Source organism: Azospirillum picis (genome assembly GCF_017876115.1).
Taxonomy (GTDB): domain Bacteria; phylum Pseudomonadota; class Alphaproteobacteria; order Azospirillales; family Azospirillaceae; genus Azospirillum; species Azospirillum picis.
Genome location: NZ_JAGINO010000002.1, coordinates 131,794 through 144,729, shown reverse-complemented (window position 1 = coordinate 144,729; position 12,936 = coordinate 131,794). Strand labels below are relative to the sequence as shown.

General features: G+C 66.0%; 19 protein-coding genes. 17 read left to right on the top strand and 2 right to left on the bottom strand.

Annotated elements, in window-relative coordinates; genetic code table 11:
* Genes J2850_RS03100 through J2850_RS03085 form a run of 4 tightly spaced genes read left to right on the top strand, consistent with a single transcriptional unit; the run spans position 1 to position 3,324 of the window.
* A complete protein-coding gene (locus J2850_RS03100; protein WP_209978681.1) occupies positions 1-915 on the top strand; it encodes a hypothetical protein in 915 nt (304 codons plus the stop codon).
* On the top strand, positions 912-2,375 hold the full coding sequence (locus tag J2850_RS03095) for a hypothetical protein (protein ID WP_209978679.1): 1,464 nt from the start codon (positions 912-914) through the stop codon (positions 2,373-2,375). The genes J2850_RS03100 and J2850_RS03095 overlap by 4 nt, the downstream gene beginning before the upstream one ends.
* On the top strand, positions 2,372-2,653 hold the full coding sequence (locus tag J2850_RS03090; protein ID WP_209978677.1) for a hypothetical protein: 282 nt from the start codon (positions 2,372-2,374) through the stop codon (positions 2,651-2,653). Before J2850_RS03095 ends, J2850_RS03090 begins: the two co-directional genes overlap by 4 nt.
* Positions 2,650-3,324: a LamG-like jellyroll fold domain-containing protein gene (locus tag J2850_RS03085; RefSeq protein ID WP_209978675.1), complete on the top strand. Its 675-nt coding sequence runs from the start codon at positions 2,650-2,652 to the stop codon at positions 3,322-3,324. The genes J2850_RS03090 and J2850_RS03085 overlap by 4 nt, the downstream gene beginning before the upstream one ends.
* Positions 3,325-3,370: 46 nt before the next feature.
* On the opposite strand, the gene J2850_RS03080 is transcribed toward J2850_RS03085, so the two are convergent.
* The gene (locus tag J2850_RS03080) at positions 3,371-4,108 is read right to left on the bottom strand and encodes a class I SAM-dependent methyltransferase (RefSeq protein ID WP_209978673.1); all 738 of its coding nucleotides are present in this window, start codon (positions 4,106-4,108) and stop codon (positions 3,371-3,373) included.
* Between the two features lie 146 nt (positions 4,109-4,254).
* Between J2850_RS03080 and J2850_RS03075 the strand changes: the two genes are divergently transcribed.
* The 9 genes from J2850_RS03075 (at position 4,255) to J2850_RS03035 (ending at position 8,834) form a co-directional block, all read left to right on the top strand.
* Positions 4,255-4,800 carry a hypothetical protein gene (locus tag J2850_RS03075; RefSeq protein WP_209978671.1) on the top strand — a complete coding sequence of 182 codons (546 nt, stop codon included), beginning with the start codon at positions 4,255-4,257 and terminating at the stop codon, positions 4,798-4,800.
* Positions 4,801-4,893: 93 nt separating this feature from the next.
* A complete protein-coding gene (locus J2850_RS03070) occupies positions 4,894-5,412 on the top strand; it encodes a hypothetical protein (RefSeq protein WP_209978669.1) in 519 nt (172 codons plus the stop codon).
* Complete coding sequence (locus J2850_RS03065) at positions 5,396-5,557, top strand: hypothetical protein (protein ID WP_209978667.1); 162 nt, start codon at positions 5,396-5,398, stop codon at positions 5,555-5,557. The genes J2850_RS03070 and J2850_RS03065 overlap by 17 nt, the downstream gene beginning before the upstream one ends.
* 13 nt (positions 5,558-5,570) lie before the next feature.
* A complete protein-coding gene (locus tag J2850_RS03060) occupies positions 5,571-5,996 on the top strand; it encodes a cell wall hydrolase (protein ID WP_246512764.1) in 426 nt (141 codons plus the stop codon).
* A gap of 86 nt (positions 5,997-6,082) precedes the next feature.
* Positions 6,083-6,286, top strand: a complete 204-nt coding sequence (locus tag J2850_RS03055) for a hypothetical protein (protein ID WP_209978664.1) — start codon at positions 6,083-6,085, stop codon at positions 6,284-6,286.
* Entirely contained in the window at positions 6,283-6,606 is a 324-nt protein-coding gene (locus J2850_RS03050) for a hypothetical protein (RefSeq protein WP_209978663.1), read from the top strand. Before J2850_RS03055 ends, J2850_RS03050 begins: the two co-directional genes overlap by 4 nt.
* A complete protein-coding gene (locus J2850_RS03045; RefSeq protein WP_209978661.1) occupies positions 6,585-6,848 on the top strand; it encodes a hypothetical protein in 264 nt (87 codons plus the stop codon). Before J2850_RS03050 ends, J2850_RS03045 begins: the two co-directional genes overlap by 22 nt.
* 538 nt (positions 6,849-7,386) lie before the next feature.
* Positions 7,387-7,896, top strand: coding sequence for a sigma-70 family RNA polymerase sigma factor (locus J2850_RS03040; RefSeq protein ID WP_209978659.1), 510 nt, complete (start codon positions 7,387-7,389; stop codon positions 7,894-7,896).
* Positions 7,896-8,834 (top strand): anti-sigma factor family protein, encoded by a 939-nt coding sequence (locus J2850_RS03035; RefSeq protein ID WP_209978657.1) that lies wholly within the window; start codon positions 7,896-7,898, stop codon positions 8,832-8,834. The genes J2850_RS03040 and J2850_RS03035 overlap by 1 nt, the downstream gene beginning before the upstream one ends.
* Before the next feature lie 31 nt (positions 8,835-8,865).
* Here J2850_RS03035 and J2850_RS03030 read toward each other — a convergent pair whose 3' ends face one another.
* Positions 8,866-9,513: an alpha/beta hydrolase gene (locus tag J2850_RS03030; protein ID WP_209978654.1), complete on the bottom strand. Its 648-nt coding sequence runs from the start codon at positions 9,511-9,513 to the stop codon at positions 8,866-8,868.
* 247 nt (positions 9,514-9,760) lie between these two features.
* Here J2850_RS03030 and J2850_RS03025 point away from each other — a divergent pair, with 247 nt between their 5' ends.
* From J2850_RS03025 to J2850_RS03010, 4 genes are all read left to right on the top strand, one after another.
* The gene (locus J2850_RS03025; protein ID WP_209978653.1) at positions 9,761-10,576 is read left to right on the top strand and encodes an SRPBCC family protein; all 816 of its coding nucleotides are present in this window, start codon (positions 9,761-9,763) and stop codon (positions 10,574-10,576) included.
* A complete protein-coding gene (locus J2850_RS03020) occupies positions 10,573-11,748 on the top strand; it encodes a zinc-dependent alcohol dehydrogenase (protein WP_209978652.1) in 1,176 nt (391 codons plus the stop codon). Before J2850_RS03025 ends, J2850_RS03020 begins: the two co-directional genes overlap by 4 nt.
* A gap of 24 nt (positions 11,749-11,772) precedes the next feature.
* The gene (locus J2850_RS03015; RefSeq protein WP_209978651.1) at positions 11,773-12,027 is read left to right on the top strand and encodes a hypothetical protein; all 255 of its coding nucleotides are present in this window, start codon (positions 11,773-11,775) and stop codon (positions 12,025-12,027) included.
* Between the two features lie 117 nt (positions 12,028-12,144).
* The gene (locus J2850_RS03010) at positions 12,145-12,861 is read left to right on the top strand and encodes a DUF6683 family protein (protein WP_209978648.1); all 717 of its coding nucleotides are present in this window, start codon (positions 12,145-12,147) and stop codon (positions 12,859-12,861) included.
* Positions 12,862-12,936 lie beyond the last annotated feature (75 nt).

Sequence of the window (12,936 nt, the reverse complement as noted above, 5' to 3'; positions counted from 1 at the left end):
ATGGCGAACCCTCTCGGCTATGCCGCCGACCGCAACGAAGTCGCCAACCCGGCGGCCCTGAACCCCTGCACCATCACCAGCAACGTCGACTGGGTGCCGACGGCACCGCTCGACGCGATGAAGACCACGCCGCTGATCGACGCGGCGGTTTCCACGAGGCTGGGCGACGATCCGGACGATCCGGACGGCGATGGGCCGGTGGTGATCGAGTTCGAATGGGACAGCCCCATCGACCTCACCTATGTCGGGCTGATCGACACGAACCTGGAGCAGCTCGCCACCGTCCGGCTGGAGGCTTGGACCGACGCCCTCGGGACGGACCTTGCGGCGACGGCGCAGACCAACGTCGTGCCGCCGCTGGTGGACCCGGCCACGCTCCGCTTCGGCGCGCCGAACCAATTCCGCGGAGACATGGACCCCAGGGACTACCCGCTCTTCCCGAAGAACGTGCATCTCGTGGTGTCGCTGTGCCGGGTGCGGCGGGTCCGTCTCAGCATCTGGGGCGACACGGTGCAGACGGACGGCCAGCCGGACACCGGCTATCGGATCGGGCTGGCGTGGGTGGGTGACGGCTTGCCCTTCGACCGTCACGTTGGATCGTCCGGTGAGGATTACCGGTCCTACGACCAGCGCACCGAGACGGACGGTGGTGGCGTGTGGGTGGAGCCGGGCATTGGTCGGCGGGCGGCGCTGATCGACCGGGCTGTGACGGACCGCACCCTGCGCGACGCCCTGTTCCGCATGGCGATGCGGGTCGGCAAGTCCAAACCCATCGTCTGGCTGCCGAACGTCACCGATCCAGCGGCTTGCTTCCAATACGGCGGCCTGTTTCGGCGCGTCGATGACCATGCGCACAAGTACATGGCGCCTTTCTACACATCAGGATCGATTGAATTGGAGGAGTGGCGGGAATGAGCGAATTCTCAAACGCCGCCGAGGATCTCGGCGAATACAACGCTGGAACCTACAATGCCACGACGAACCCGAAAGGTTACTCTGGCGTCGGCGGCATGGATGCCAACTGGGTACCCACGTTGCGGGCCGTGGCGACGGTGGCGAATGGCATTTCCGACCTTGCTGACCAGACGCAGCAGGCGGTGACGCAGATCGCAGCAGCGCAGTCCACGCTCACCATGACGTGGGACGCCAGCACGGCTGATGCTGATCCAGGGGTTGGCGAGGTGCGAGCCTCCACCGCCACCCTGACCGCCGGCAGCTACACCCTCTATGTCAGCACCACGGATGCCGCTGGTGCCGCAGCCACCAATACCCTGGCCGGCTACGCTGCCAGCAGTTCGTCGGTCAAGGGACGGTTGCGGTTGGTTAAGGTCGGCGCACCCGGCACCTACGTCGACCTGGACGTCACAGGAGCGACGACCGCGACTGGGTATCGCAAGGTGGGCGTGACCTATGTCGCCGGTCCGGGTGGCTTTGCGGCCGGCGATGCCCTGGCGCTTGGCTTTGTCCGTACCGGGGACAAGGGCGACACCGGGCCCCTGCCGACGATTGCCACCACCTCTGCCACAAGCCTCACCATCGGCACGGGCAGTAAGACCCTCACCACGGCGGCGGCCCTGAACCTTGCGGTCGGGGCCAACCTCATGGTGGCCAGCACCGCGGCGCCGAGCAACTGGATGTTCGGACAGATCACGGTCATCGGCGGGACGAGCGTAACCATCAACGTCTCGACAGTGGGCGGCAGCGGAACTTTTGCCGCGTGGACTGTATCGGGCGGGGGCGCCGGTCCGTCAGGGCCGAGTGGCACGAACGGCACCAACGGCACGAATGGAGCGGGCGCCGTTTGGTACGGTACCTCTGCCGGATCGGCCAACGCTCAAACCCTCTCCGGCTCGCTCGCCAGCCTGACCGGTAACCCCTCTGTGGAGTTCGTCGCCGGCTACACCAACACCGGGACGCTGACCTTGGCCGTCGGCTCGACCGCAGCCACAGCGGTGTATGACGCATACGGTGCCGCGCTTCTCGGCGGCGAGGTGGTTGCCGGGGCGAAGTACGTTGTGACCTACGACGGTACCCGGTGGAGATTGCCCGGCGGGACGGGGAATGCGTTGAAAACGGTCGCGCCATCGCTCAACACGGGCGTCACGCCGAACGAACTCACGGTGGACTTCAGGTTTGGTCACAAGGCGAGCCGGACCGTCACGGCGAACCTGAAGATCATCCCGACCTTCCCTGTCGGCGGTGGGGTGGGCGTGCTCGACCTGACGAATGCCGGGGCCTACACGATCACCTTCTCGACCGGCAAGAAGACCTCTGGAGGCGCCCCCGTGTCCTTCACCACTTCCGGCCTTGATCGCCTGACCTTCATTGGAACGGATGCCGATTACGAGGTCGTGACCCGAAAGGACATCAAATGATCATGTACCTGATCCCTGGTTACCAGATGCCCGTCACGCTCGGCCAGCTGCGTCGCGCCTATCCGGATGTGGCTTGGGCCAACGCTGATGCAGGCGGGCCGGACATCGACGCCCTAGCGCTGGTTGGTGGTTCCGTTGCGCCGGATCAGCCGGCCTACGATCCGCTTACCGAGGAGCTGATGTGGGATGGCTCTGGATGGGTCGTTACCCCCGTCCGGATCTTTGAGTTTCCGGATGGCGGAACCGCTGGAAGTTATACCGAGGAGGACGGGCAATGACGCCTATCGAGTTGATGTTGCTTGAGGCAGCATCCGTGGGGCAGGGCGACCCATGGTTCGCGAATGTCCAAACGCTGATCCAGCCGAAGGCAACAGATACTAGCATCTCGGACTACTCGTCGTTCCACCGAGCGGTGACCGTCTCCGGTGGCGCCGCTGTGTCGTCGAGCGGAATGTTCACCGGCTACGGCGGCGTGCCGCTCGACGGCGTGGACGATGCGCTATCGGTGTCAATCCCGGCGCTCGGAACGCAGGACTTCGTTGCAGAGGCGTGGCTCAACCTCACCGACTTCTCTGCCCCTCGCCCGATCTTTGACTTCCGGTCAGGGGATGCAAATGGCTTTGATCTCTACACAGACTCCAACGGAAAATTGTACGCCAGTCGTGATGGTTTTGGTTTTGGTGGGTCGGCTTCGACGTTCCCACTCGGTGCCGATGCCTACGTTATGGCTGTGCGCACCGGCAACTCTGTTGCGGTATTCGTCAACGGCGTTCAGGTGCTATCCTTCCCCTACGGCCTGAGTATCTCGACTACTACGAGCCGCATTTGCTGGGGATCAAACGGGCGCTTCAAGGGCAAGCTCTACGCCCACCGCCTAACGGTCGGCTCCAACCGCGGCTACACGGGGAGCGCTATCTCGATTCCTGTCGAGCCTTGGCCCACTACATGACAGGCGCGACAATAGTCCAGCCGATTGTCGCGCCGCCGAATGTCAATCAATAGCGCGTCTGCGGTGCATGTTCCTTGTACATGGTCTGGAACGGGATCGCGAACGGTTTGTCTTCGACTTTTTGAAAGATTGCGAGCGTTTCGCAGATGTTCAGGTCTCGGTGAAGAGATGTTGAGTAATTCTCCTGGCTCTCTGGTGTTAGGAAATGCATCATTCTATGTGGCGTCAAAACAACTATAGCCATTATTTTGTAGCTGTTGGCGTGAGCAAGGTCGAAGAAAAGGGTTGGTTGGAATTGGTGAAAGCCATGGTTCAGCCAACCATTGCTTGGAGTCCAATGAACCATATGCCCGCCAAGTTTAGTGTGCTTATGGACTGTCGTGAAAAACTGCAAAACATTAAAGACGTGTTCCGCCGTGCCGTTGTTAATACAGATATCGTATTGCTTACCAAGGTCACAATCAAAATTGAGGTCGATCTTGTGCGACTGTTCGCCGCCGAGATCGACGGCCTCGTAAGTTTTATTGTTGAACAAGGCCTTGTAGAGAAGCTTGGCGCCAAATTTCCGCTTCTGCGATTCCGTCATCAAATCCATGCTGGCGGCTTCATCAAGGAGAGCTTGGCGCCGGTTTTCTGGTGCATGTGCTGTGATGACCTCGGTGAATGGCACCCGCTGGTCCGCTTCGCACTCGCCGAATTCCAGGATCGAATCGCCTGTTGGTAAGAAATTTTGTTCGCGGCAATACCGGAGCCCGCGCAGCTCCCATTCCTTCGTGATGGCCATGCTTGCCTCAATTTGCCGCGAGCGGCTTGAAAGGGGTGCGATCAGCGGCCCCTCTCTATGTCTCCTGATGGGGTGAGTCAATCTCTCGCCAGCACCCCCGCAAGTAAGCCGATATCCCCCGCTTCGTATCTCCCCAAGGAGCCACCATGTCCCCCATTGCCTGGGCGGCTGTGTCCGCCCTGATCCTGGCCTGCGCCCATCGTGAGCGTGGACAAGACCATTCCTGGATTGGCACAACTGGCGCGCGCGTGCTCTTCTGGGCGGTGCCGGTCGGCGCCATCGTCTTTGCCATCCCGGCTCCGCCGAACCCGGCAGGGCTATGGACGGCGGTGCTGGCCGGTGCAGCTGCTTATGCCGGGATGGCGTGGCTGCCGCACGGCGTCGGGCAGAACCTGAGCGAGACGCCCGCCGACTATCCCAACAGCTGGACCGCCTGCGTCCCTCTCCTCGAAAAGCTGGGCTATCTGGCGGCCGTTGGCATCGCCCGCAAGGCCCTGATCGCCCTGCCGCTGACCCCCGACCATCCCGCGGCGCTGTGGCTGCCGCTGGCCGGCCTCTCCATGCCGCTGGCCTACCTGCTCGGCACCAAGCTCCCGGCGCTGCCCTGGCGTCTCACGCGGCCAACCGAATGGGGCGAGCTGCTGACCGGTGCCGGCTTTGGCGCCGCGCTCGGTATCGTTCTGACTGTCTAACTGCAAGCCTGCCGCTACGGCTGGCCATGCGGCAACGCTCTAATCCCTGACCGATCCGGCGCCCATGAGGCGCCTTTTTCATGCGCGGAGGGCATGGTGAACACTTTTCGGGCAGTTACCTATACCGGCTCGGTGCTGGTGACCTGTGGCGCGGCCATGGCGGCGACAGACCCGCCGCCCATTGACCAGTTAGCCGGGCAGATTGAGCGATTCCTTGATCTGCTGGAGCGCGGCGGAGCTGCGGTCGTAGCGCTGGAGCTGGTGTTGGGCGTCGCCTTCCTCGCCGCTCTGGCCGCCGTCGTGCTTGTCCTCATCACCGTGGTGCAGGCGCTGCCGCGTGCCGCCCGGCCGCTTGCCGACGCCTACGCTACGGTACGAGGCGGCGCGACGCGGCGCGAAGAGCGATTGCGCGCCGAAAACGTCTCGCTCGCTCGCAAGGTCGATCTGCTGGAAACGCAGGTCGTTGGGCTGGAGCATCGGGACGAAGAGAAGAGCCGGATCATCGCGGCTCTGGTCGAACAACTCGCCGCTGCCGGGCTGGACGTCACGGCCCTCCGCGCCATGGCCGCTCATATCCCGCCCGTCGGGGTGGACCATGCCTCCGCCGCCTGATGCCGCGCAGCAGCTCGCCGCGCGCGTGCTGGCGGAGTGCGGTGGCGACGAAGAGCTTGCCCGCCTCGCCCTTGCTCGTCTTGTCCTGGCCGCGTCCCGCGGCATGTCGGCCGGCTTCCTCCGGCTCGGCCAGTCCTCCAAGTAGAAGGAACTCGACCATGACCCAATCTGCCCAGCTCCCCATGATGCCGGCCCGTGAGGTGGTTGCCCGCACCCTGTGGGGTGAAGCGCGCGGTGAAGGTCGCAACGGCATGGCCGCTGTCGCCTGCGTCATCCAGAACCGGGCGCGCAACCCGCGTTGGTGGGGCAACTCCCCGGCGGCGGTGTGCCTGAAGCCCTATCAGTTTTCCTGCTGGCTGCCGGACGATCCGAACAGGGGCAAGCTGCTGGCGGTGACCGACCGTGACTCAAGCTATCGGGCGGCGCTGGAGCTGGCCGACGCTCTTCTTGCCGGCCAGCTGGTGGACATCACCAACGGGGCCGACCACTACCACACCACCGGGGTGGCTCCGGCTTGGTCGGGGGGCAAGAAGCCGGTGGCCGTGATCGGCAACCACCGCTTCTTCCGCCTGGAGCTGAAGTAGCGCCCAGACTCCGCGTCTACACCTCTGACGACCGTTTGGCCGCCGGCATCCCCGAGCGGCTTTTCTTATGCCTGGAAGGAGGCATCATGTCCGCATTTGACTGGCGCGCTGCGGCGGCCTATGTCGCGACCCGTCTCAGTGAGCCGTCCACCCGCCTTGCGGTCGGGGCCATCCTGTCCCGTATCCTGGGGCACTACACGCCGGAGGATGTGTCTCTCTGGCTGGAGGTGACCGGCTATGTGCTGACCGGCATCATCGCTGCCATCCCTGACCGGCGACAGGCGGCATGACCGGCATTCTAACCTTCCTCGGCACTCGGGCCGGCGGTGTCGCCGCCCTGGTGCTGGGCGGGCTGCTGATGGTCGTGGTGGGCGCGCTGGGCGTGTCCCTATGGCTGACGCGGTCCGACCTCGCTGACGAGCGGGTGCGCGCCGACACATTAGAGAGTGCGGTCCGCATCCAGAACGACGCCGTCATGGATTGGCAAGAGAAGGCAGCCGCTTTTCAGTCGGCAGCCGAGGTGCGGGCGCTGAAGGCGCTTACGCCTCGCCCGAAGCCTAACATCACCAATGTCGAGGAGCTGAATGCATGGCTCGCCTTGCCCCGCTGATTGTAGCGCTGCTGTTGGTCGGCTGCGCCTCAGACCCGACTGTCGTTAAGGTGCCGGTGATCCAGCGTGCGGTCCCGCCGCCCGAGATGACGGTACCAGTCCCGCCGCCCGGCCGGATTTTCACGGTGCCCGGAGTAGCTTCGGTCGCCTGCCTCGATCCGGTGGGGCGGGATGCCCTTGTCGGCTACGTCGACCTTCTCCGGCAGCGGGTGGCGGCGTGGGAGGCATGGGCTGCCCCCTGACCCTGCCGAAGGTATGGGAAAGCAATGGGAAAGCAGGGCGTGGAAACCCGTTGCTTCGCAACAACTGCCGCAGCACACGGCACGCTCAAAAAACCCAGGAAATCCGCCATTGTTCGGCCAGAACGCGCCCGCTCATAACGGTGTTGTCGTCGGTTCGAATCCGGCCGGGCCCACCAAACCCTCCCCATCGACTCCCCCTGGATGATCGAAGGCGCCTTGGCCGTCGCGCCCGCCTGGGCCGCTGTCGCTGGCAGGCTGCCGCACGTCCCGGCCTGATGCCGGAAGGCCGGTTGAAGCCTTTTCGGCACAAGCTTGGCGGTGTCGCATAAATTTTGCTGCATGGGACGGAAAGTCTGGAATAAAGGATGCGCGGCGCGCGTTCGCACCCATATGCATCGGGTCTCCACTTTCGGCCATCAGGCCGGATGAGCCGGCCCGGCCCTGGAAATGCGGCGTCGCGTCGTCCCGTCCGGCCTGCCGGCCGTAGGGGGAGGCCATGGCGTGAGTCGTGGCGTGATCGCAATGATCGGGTGCGCGGTTGAGCAAATTCGGGGTCGATCTGGAAGTCCACATCGCGTCCTTGCGGCGCTACGCGCGTGCCTTGCTGCGCAATGGTGCGGATGCAGAGGATCTGGTGCAGGAGGCGCTGACGCGCGCGGTGGCGCGTGCCGACAGCTTCCAGGCGGGGACGAACCTGCGGGCATGGCTTTTCACCATCCTGCACAACGTCCACGTCAATCAGGTCCGTTCCAAGGCCGCCCGGCCGCAGGAGGTCGACGTCGAGGATGTCGAGTCCAAGCTGGTCACCCCGGCCCGGCAGGAAGAGCGAGTGGAACTGCGCGAAATGATGCGCGCGGTCGACGAACTGCCTGAGGAACAGCGCAAGGTGCTGCTTCTGGTGGCGCTGGAAGGCCTGAAGTACGACGAGGTCGCCGACATGCTCGGCGTGCCGATCGGAACCGTCATGTCGCGCCTGTCGCGGGCGCGCGAGGCGGTGCGGGCGAAACTGGCGAACGAGGGTGGCGTCACCCTCCGGCGGGTGAAGTGATGAATGCGCATCGGGTCACAGAGGACGAGCTCCACGCCTACGTGGACGGACAGTTGGATGGGAACCGCCGTCTGGTGGTGGAACGGTGGCTGGCCGAGGATTCGGACGCGGCGCGCCGGGCGGAGGATTACCGCGCCCAAGCGCTGCTGCTGCACGAGATGTTCGATTCGGTGCTGCGGGAACCGCCTGGCGATGCCGTCCAGGATTTGACCGACAGGCTGAAGGGCCGCGTCGCCTTCAACGACAATCGGCCGGCCTGGCATGCCCGGCCGCTGGTTCGCTTCGCCGCCGCGGTCATGCTGGTGGTCGCCGGTGCGGCTGGCGGCTGGATGGGCCATGGCGCGGAGCAGCAGGCCACCGCCCCGATCGCCCAGCAGCGCCAGACCCTGGCCACCTTCGCCCAGGAAGCCACGCAGGCCCACCGCTTCTATACCTCCGACGAGCGCTTCCAGGTCGAACTCGGTGCCGACAACCAGGACGAGCTGAACGGCTGGCTGTCCAAGCGCATGGGGCGTGACGTGTTCGGCCCCGACCTTGGCCGTGTCGGCTATCGTCTGATCGGCGGCCGTTCCCTGCCCACCGACCTCGGAGCCGGTGCGCAGTACATGTACGCCAACGACGCCAACAAGCGGATCACCCTGTTCGTCGGTGCGCCGCAGGGGGGCAACCAGTCCAACTTCAGCTTCACGCAGAACGGTGACGTCGCCACCTTCTACTGGGTCGAGGGGCCGCTGGCCTACGCGCTGGCCGGCCGGCTGTCGAAGGAAGAGCTGCTGGAGATCGCCAAGGCCGTCTACAACGACGTGAAGGCCGGCCCGCCGCGCCGTGAGCAGCCGCCCGAACAACAGCAACAGCAGCAGCCTCCCCAGCCGCAGCAGCAGGACCAGCCTGCCGGCGTGCAGCCGATCAGCGATACGCAGAAGCCGAAGGATAGTTGAAGGCGGTGTTCAGGGGGGCTCAGGCCCCCCTTTACCGTTCCCGCATCAGCGTCGCCTTCAGCCAGTCGCGGACTTCCCGGCAGACCGCCTCGGAGGCTTCCTCCAGCGCATGGCCGGTTCCCGGCACCAGAACCAGCTTCTTCGGCTCGCGTGCCTTGCGGTGGACGTGGATGGAGCAGCTTGGAGGCAGGATCTCGTCCGCCTCGCCGTGGATCAGAAGGATCGGGCAGGAGAGGTCCCACACCGGATCGGTGCCGTAGCCCTGGGTGGCCAGCGCCACCACCGTGCACACCGCACCCCGGTTGGACGCGGCCGCCTGGATGACGACGGCGCCGCCGAAGGAGTGGCCGATCAGCGCCACATGGTGGATGCCCTGGCGGCCGAGGAAGCTCAGTCCGCACAGCACGTCATAGACCGCTGCCTCCAGGTCGCGCGAATCGCGGAAGCGCACGCGCAGCGAGGCCACGCCATCGGCGGCGAGGTCGCGGCAGAGCCGCGGATACAGGTCGCGCGCCGGCGTGTCGAAGCCGCCGCCGACCCCGCCGACCCACAGCGCCGCCAGCGTGGCGCCCGGCGCAGGATAGAAGTGCCCATCGATCGATCCGTGGTCGGTCTCCATCACCACGGGTTGGTAATTCTCGGTATTGGCGATGCCCAGTGTGGCGTTCAGCAACGGCACGGCCGTCCTCCCTCTCCGTCCTTCCATGACGTAACAGGCGGAATGCCGCCCGGTTGCCGTCCGTGCCGTCGGGGCGCGGTAAGCGGCCGTTGAAAGCCGATGTCGGGGGGCAGCCGCGGGGCATCCGCCCGTAGGAGGCGGCCTCGACCGGCGGCTTCGCGGCGGCAATGCTTGAGACGTCGGCAACGAAGCCGCAACCCCGCTGTTCTCTGCTGACAGGCTTTGGACAGACGGGAAAGGAGTGGCGATGGCGTCGAACAGTCTGACCGGGCACGGCCGGTGGCCGCAGCAGGCGTCTTTTCGCGGTGGTTCCGGGCCGGATGCCGCTGGGCAGGCCGGAGCCGGGGGCCGCTGGCTCGCGATGGTCGGCGGCACCGCGCTCGGCATCGTCGGGTTGCGGCAACCCGGCTGGGGCGGCAGGATGCTGGCGCTTGGTGGCGCCGGACTGTTCCTGGCCGGCGCGCTTGGGCTGCGCCCCTTCGGAGCCGGCCCGCTGCGTGCGGCGCGCGATCCCGGCGCTTGGCGCACGCCCGCGTCGCGCCGGCGTTCGCAGGTGCCGGAGCGCACGCAGGCCGTGGTCACCATTGCGGCCGAGCCGGGGGAGATCTTCCGGTTCTGGCGAAACTTCGCGAACCTTCCCAAGCTGATGCCGCAGCTTGAGCGGGTCGACGTGCTGTCGGCGACCGAAAGCCGGTGGACAGCCAGAGCGGACGTGCCGGCGGGCGCGGGGCTGAACTGGCGTTGCGTCCTCGACCGCATCGACGAGGACCGGCTTCTGACCTGGCACACGGTGGGTGAAACCCCCCTGCCGCACCGTGCCTCGCTGATGCTTGCCCAGGCGCCGGGAGACCGCGGGACCGAGGTGCGCCTGACCCTGGTCTACCGTGTTCCCGCCGAGACGGTCGCAGCCAGCCTCGGCGTGACGCCGGAGTCACAGGCGGAAGAGACCCTGCGCCGCCTGAAGCAGCGGATCGAGACCGGCGAGTTGTCGACCATCGCGCGCCAGCCGCATGGTCATGGCAGCCACTATCGGCCGACCGATTCCAGGGAGGCGATGGAATGAAGGCGCTCTGCTGGAACGGCACCAACGACCTGCGGGTGGAGCGCGTGCCCGACCCGGTGCTCGTCAACCCTCATGACGTCATCGTCAAGGTGGTCCTGTCTTCCGTCTGCGGGTCGGACCTGCACCTGCTGGACGGCTATGTTCCGACCATGCGCGCCGGCGACATCATCGGCCACGAGTTCCTGGGGGAGATCGTCGAGAAGGGGCCCGAGGTCCGCTACCTCAACCGCGGCGACCGCGTGATCACGGTGTCGATCATCGGCTGCGGCCATTGCGGCCATTGCCGGCATGGCGAAAGCTCGCTGTGCGACAACTCCAACCCGAACCCCGACTACGCCCGCACGGCTTATGGCCATTGCGGCGCCGGCATCTTCGGCTACAGCCACGCCTTCGGCGGCTATGCCGGCAGCCATGCCGAATACATCCGCGTCCCCTATGCCGACTTCAACGCCTTCCGCGTGCCGGAAGGCGTGAGCGACGAGAAGGCGGTCTTCGTGTCGGATGCCGTACCGACCGGCTACATGGCGGCCGACATGGCCGGCATCCGGCCCGGGGACGTGGTGGCGGTCTGGGGTTGTGGCGGTGTCGGCCAGATGGCGATCCGCAGCGCCTATCTGCTGGGGGCTGAGCGGGTGATCGGCATCGACCGCTTTCCCGACCGGTTGCGTCAGGCACAGTTGAAGGCCGGGGCGGAGACGCTGGACTACAACAGGGTCGACGTCTTCGACGCCCTGCAGGCGATGACCGGCGGGCGCGGCCCCGATGTCTGCATCGACGCCGTCGGCATGGAGGCGGACAGCGCGGCCGGGGCGGTGGAGGATCTCTACGACCGGGCGAAGCAGGCGATCGGCCTGCAGACCGACCGGCCGGCGGTGCTGCGCCAGATGATCGAAAGCTGCCGCAAGGGCGGCACGCTCTCCATCGTCGGGGTCTATGGCGGTCTGATCGACAAGTTCCCGATGGGGGCGGCGATGAACAAGGCCCTGACCTTCCGCATGGGACAGCAGAACGGCCAGCGCTATGCCGAGCGCCTGTTCCAGCACATCGAAAAGGGCGAATTGGACCCGTCCTACCTGATGACCCACCGCCTGCCGCTCGACGAGGGGCCGCAGGGCTACCGGCTGTTCAAGGAGAAGGGGGACGGCTGCATGCGTGTCGTCTTCGCCCCATAGGTTGCAGACAAGAGGGAGAGGGTCATGGAACTCGTCTACGCCTATCCCGCCGAACATGGGCGCAGCGTGGAGGCCGAGATCGTCGGCAGCCTGCGCGACCGCTTCGGCAACGTCGTGCAGACCGGCCGGGAGGAGCGGGACGCCGAACGCGGCGACCGGGCGGATGTGCTGGTGACGCTGGAGGTCGCCGACGACAGGGTCGAAGCGGCCCTGACCACCCTGCGTGCCCATCCGCTGGTGATCGATGCCGCCGCGGGGAGCTTCGGCGAACGGGTCTGAGGAAAAGGCCTGCCGATGGGCAATACCACCATCGCGCCTCTTCCCTGGGAAAGCGGCATATCCTCCGCTTTCCCCTTTCGTGTTCTTGGAAGGGAATGTGGGATGAGACGACTTTTGATGGTTATCGCCCTTGCGGTCTGCATCGGCGGGGGCACCGGAAGCGGCGGGGCTGCCGCCCAGGCCGTGATCGACGGCTGGTCATGGAGCATCCTCGTCCCGTCCTACACGCAGACCGACGTCCTCGGCAGCCACCTTCGCGAACTCATGAACCGCGACGCGCAGCGGGACATGCCGCCGCCCGATGTCTCGGCACTGCGCTACACACCGTCGAAGGCACGCCGCAGCGCCAATCTCTCCGCATTCGTGGAAAGGACGCGGGCTGTCGATCCGAACGGTGCGGCCGACCTGCAGCGGCTGTTCGCGGATGGCGACATCATCGAAAAGATCGCCGCGCTGATCGCTCCCCATGGCCTGCGGGTCGACAATCTCGCCGACGCCTACGCCCTGTGGTGGGTGACAGCCTGGCAGGCGACGCGCGGCGACAACGACACGCTGGGGCACGACGTCATGGCTGCGGTCCGCGCCCAGGCCGCGCGCGCGCTCAACGACGCCGGCGGTCCCGCCAGGGCGTCCGATGCGCAGAAGCAGGAGCTTGCCGAAGCGCTGCTGGTCCAGACGGCGTTGATCGACGGTGCGGTGGAGCAGGCCAAAGGGAATCCGGTGCGGATGAGGCAGGTCCGTGCCGCAGTCAGCAACGGCGCGCAGCGCATGGGACTGGACATGGCCAGGATGGAGCTGACGGGAGGCGGCTTCGTTCCGGGAGGAGGGCGGTAGGCGGGGGACGCCTCCGCGCCGCCCACTAATTCCTTAGTGTTCGAAACAATTTCGCAAGCCCCCGTGACCACGCTG

What these genes read in the sequence shown, in the direction of transcription:
- J2850_RS03100 (WP_209978681.1), top strand. Translation starts at nt 1, where the DNA reads ATGGCGAACCCTCTCGGCTATGCCGCCGACCGCAACGAAGTCGCCAAC.
- J2850_RS03095 (WP_209978679.1), top strand. Translation starts at nt 912, where the DNA reads ATGAGCGAATTCTCAAACGCCGCCGAGGATCTCGGCGAATACAACGCT.
- J2850_RS03090 (WP_209978677.1), top strand. Translation starts at nt 2,372, where the DNA reads ATGATCATGTACCTGATCCCTGGTTACCAGATGCCCGTCACGCTCGGC.
- J2850_RS03085 (WP_209978675.1), top strand. Translation starts at nt 2,650, where the DNA reads ATGACGCCTATCGAGTTGATGTTGCTTGAGGCAGCATCCGTGGGGCAG.
- J2850_RS03080 (WP_209978673.1), bottom strand. Translation starts at nt 4,108, where the DNA reads ATGGCCATCACGAAGGAATGGGAGCTGCGCGGGCTCCGGTATTGCCGC.
- J2850_RS03075 (WP_209978671.1), top strand. Translation starts at nt 4,255, where the DNA reads ATGTCCCCCATTGCCTGGGCGGCTGTGTCCGCCCTGATCCTGGCCTGC.
- J2850_RS03070 (WP_209978669.1), top strand. Translation starts at nt 4,894, where the DNA reads ATGGTGAACACTTTTCGGGCAGTTACCTATACCGGCTCGGTGCTGGTG.
- J2850_RS03065 (WP_209978667.1), top strand. Translation starts at nt 5,396, where the DNA reads ATGCCTCCGCCGCCTGATGCCGCGCAGCAGCTCGCCGCGCGCGTGCTG.
- J2850_RS03060 (WP_246512764.1), top strand. Translation starts at nt 5,571, where the DNA reads ATGACCCAATCTGCCCAGCTCCCCATGATGCCGGCCCGTGAGGTGGTT.
- J2850_RS03055 (WP_209978664.1), top strand. Translation starts at nt 6,083, where the DNA reads ATGTCCGCATTTGACTGGCGCGCTGCGGCGGCCTATGTCGCGACCCGT.
- J2850_RS03050 (WP_209978663.1), top strand. Translation starts at nt 6,283, where the DNA reads ATGACCGGCATTCTAACCTTCCTCGGCACTCGGGCCGGCGGTGTCGCC.
- J2850_RS03045 (WP_209978661.1), top strand. Translation starts at nt 6,585, where the DNA reads ATGGCTCGCCTTGCCCCGCTGATTGTAGCGCTGCTGTTGGTCGGCTGC.
- J2850_RS03035 (WP_209978657.1), top strand. Translation starts at nt 7,896, where the DNA reads ATGAATGCGCATCGGGTCACAGAGGACGAGCTCCACGCCTACGTGGAC.
- J2850_RS03025 (WP_209978653.1), top strand. Translation starts at nt 9,761, where the DNA reads ATGGCGTCGAACAGTCTGACCGGGCACGGCCGGTGGCCGCAGCAGGCG.
- J2850_RS03020 (WP_209978652.1), top strand. Translation starts at nt 10,573, where the DNA reads ATGAAGGCGCTCTGCTGGAACGGCACCAACGACCTGCGGGTGGAGCGC.
- J2850_RS03015 (WP_209978651.1), top strand. Translation starts at nt 11,773, where the DNA reads ATGGAACTCGTCTACGCCTATCCCGCCGAACATGGGCGCAGCGTGGAG.
- J2850_RS03010 (WP_209978648.1), top strand. Translation starts at nt 12,145, where the DNA reads ATGGTTATCGCCCTTGCGGTCTGCATCGGCGGGGGCACCGGAAGCGGC.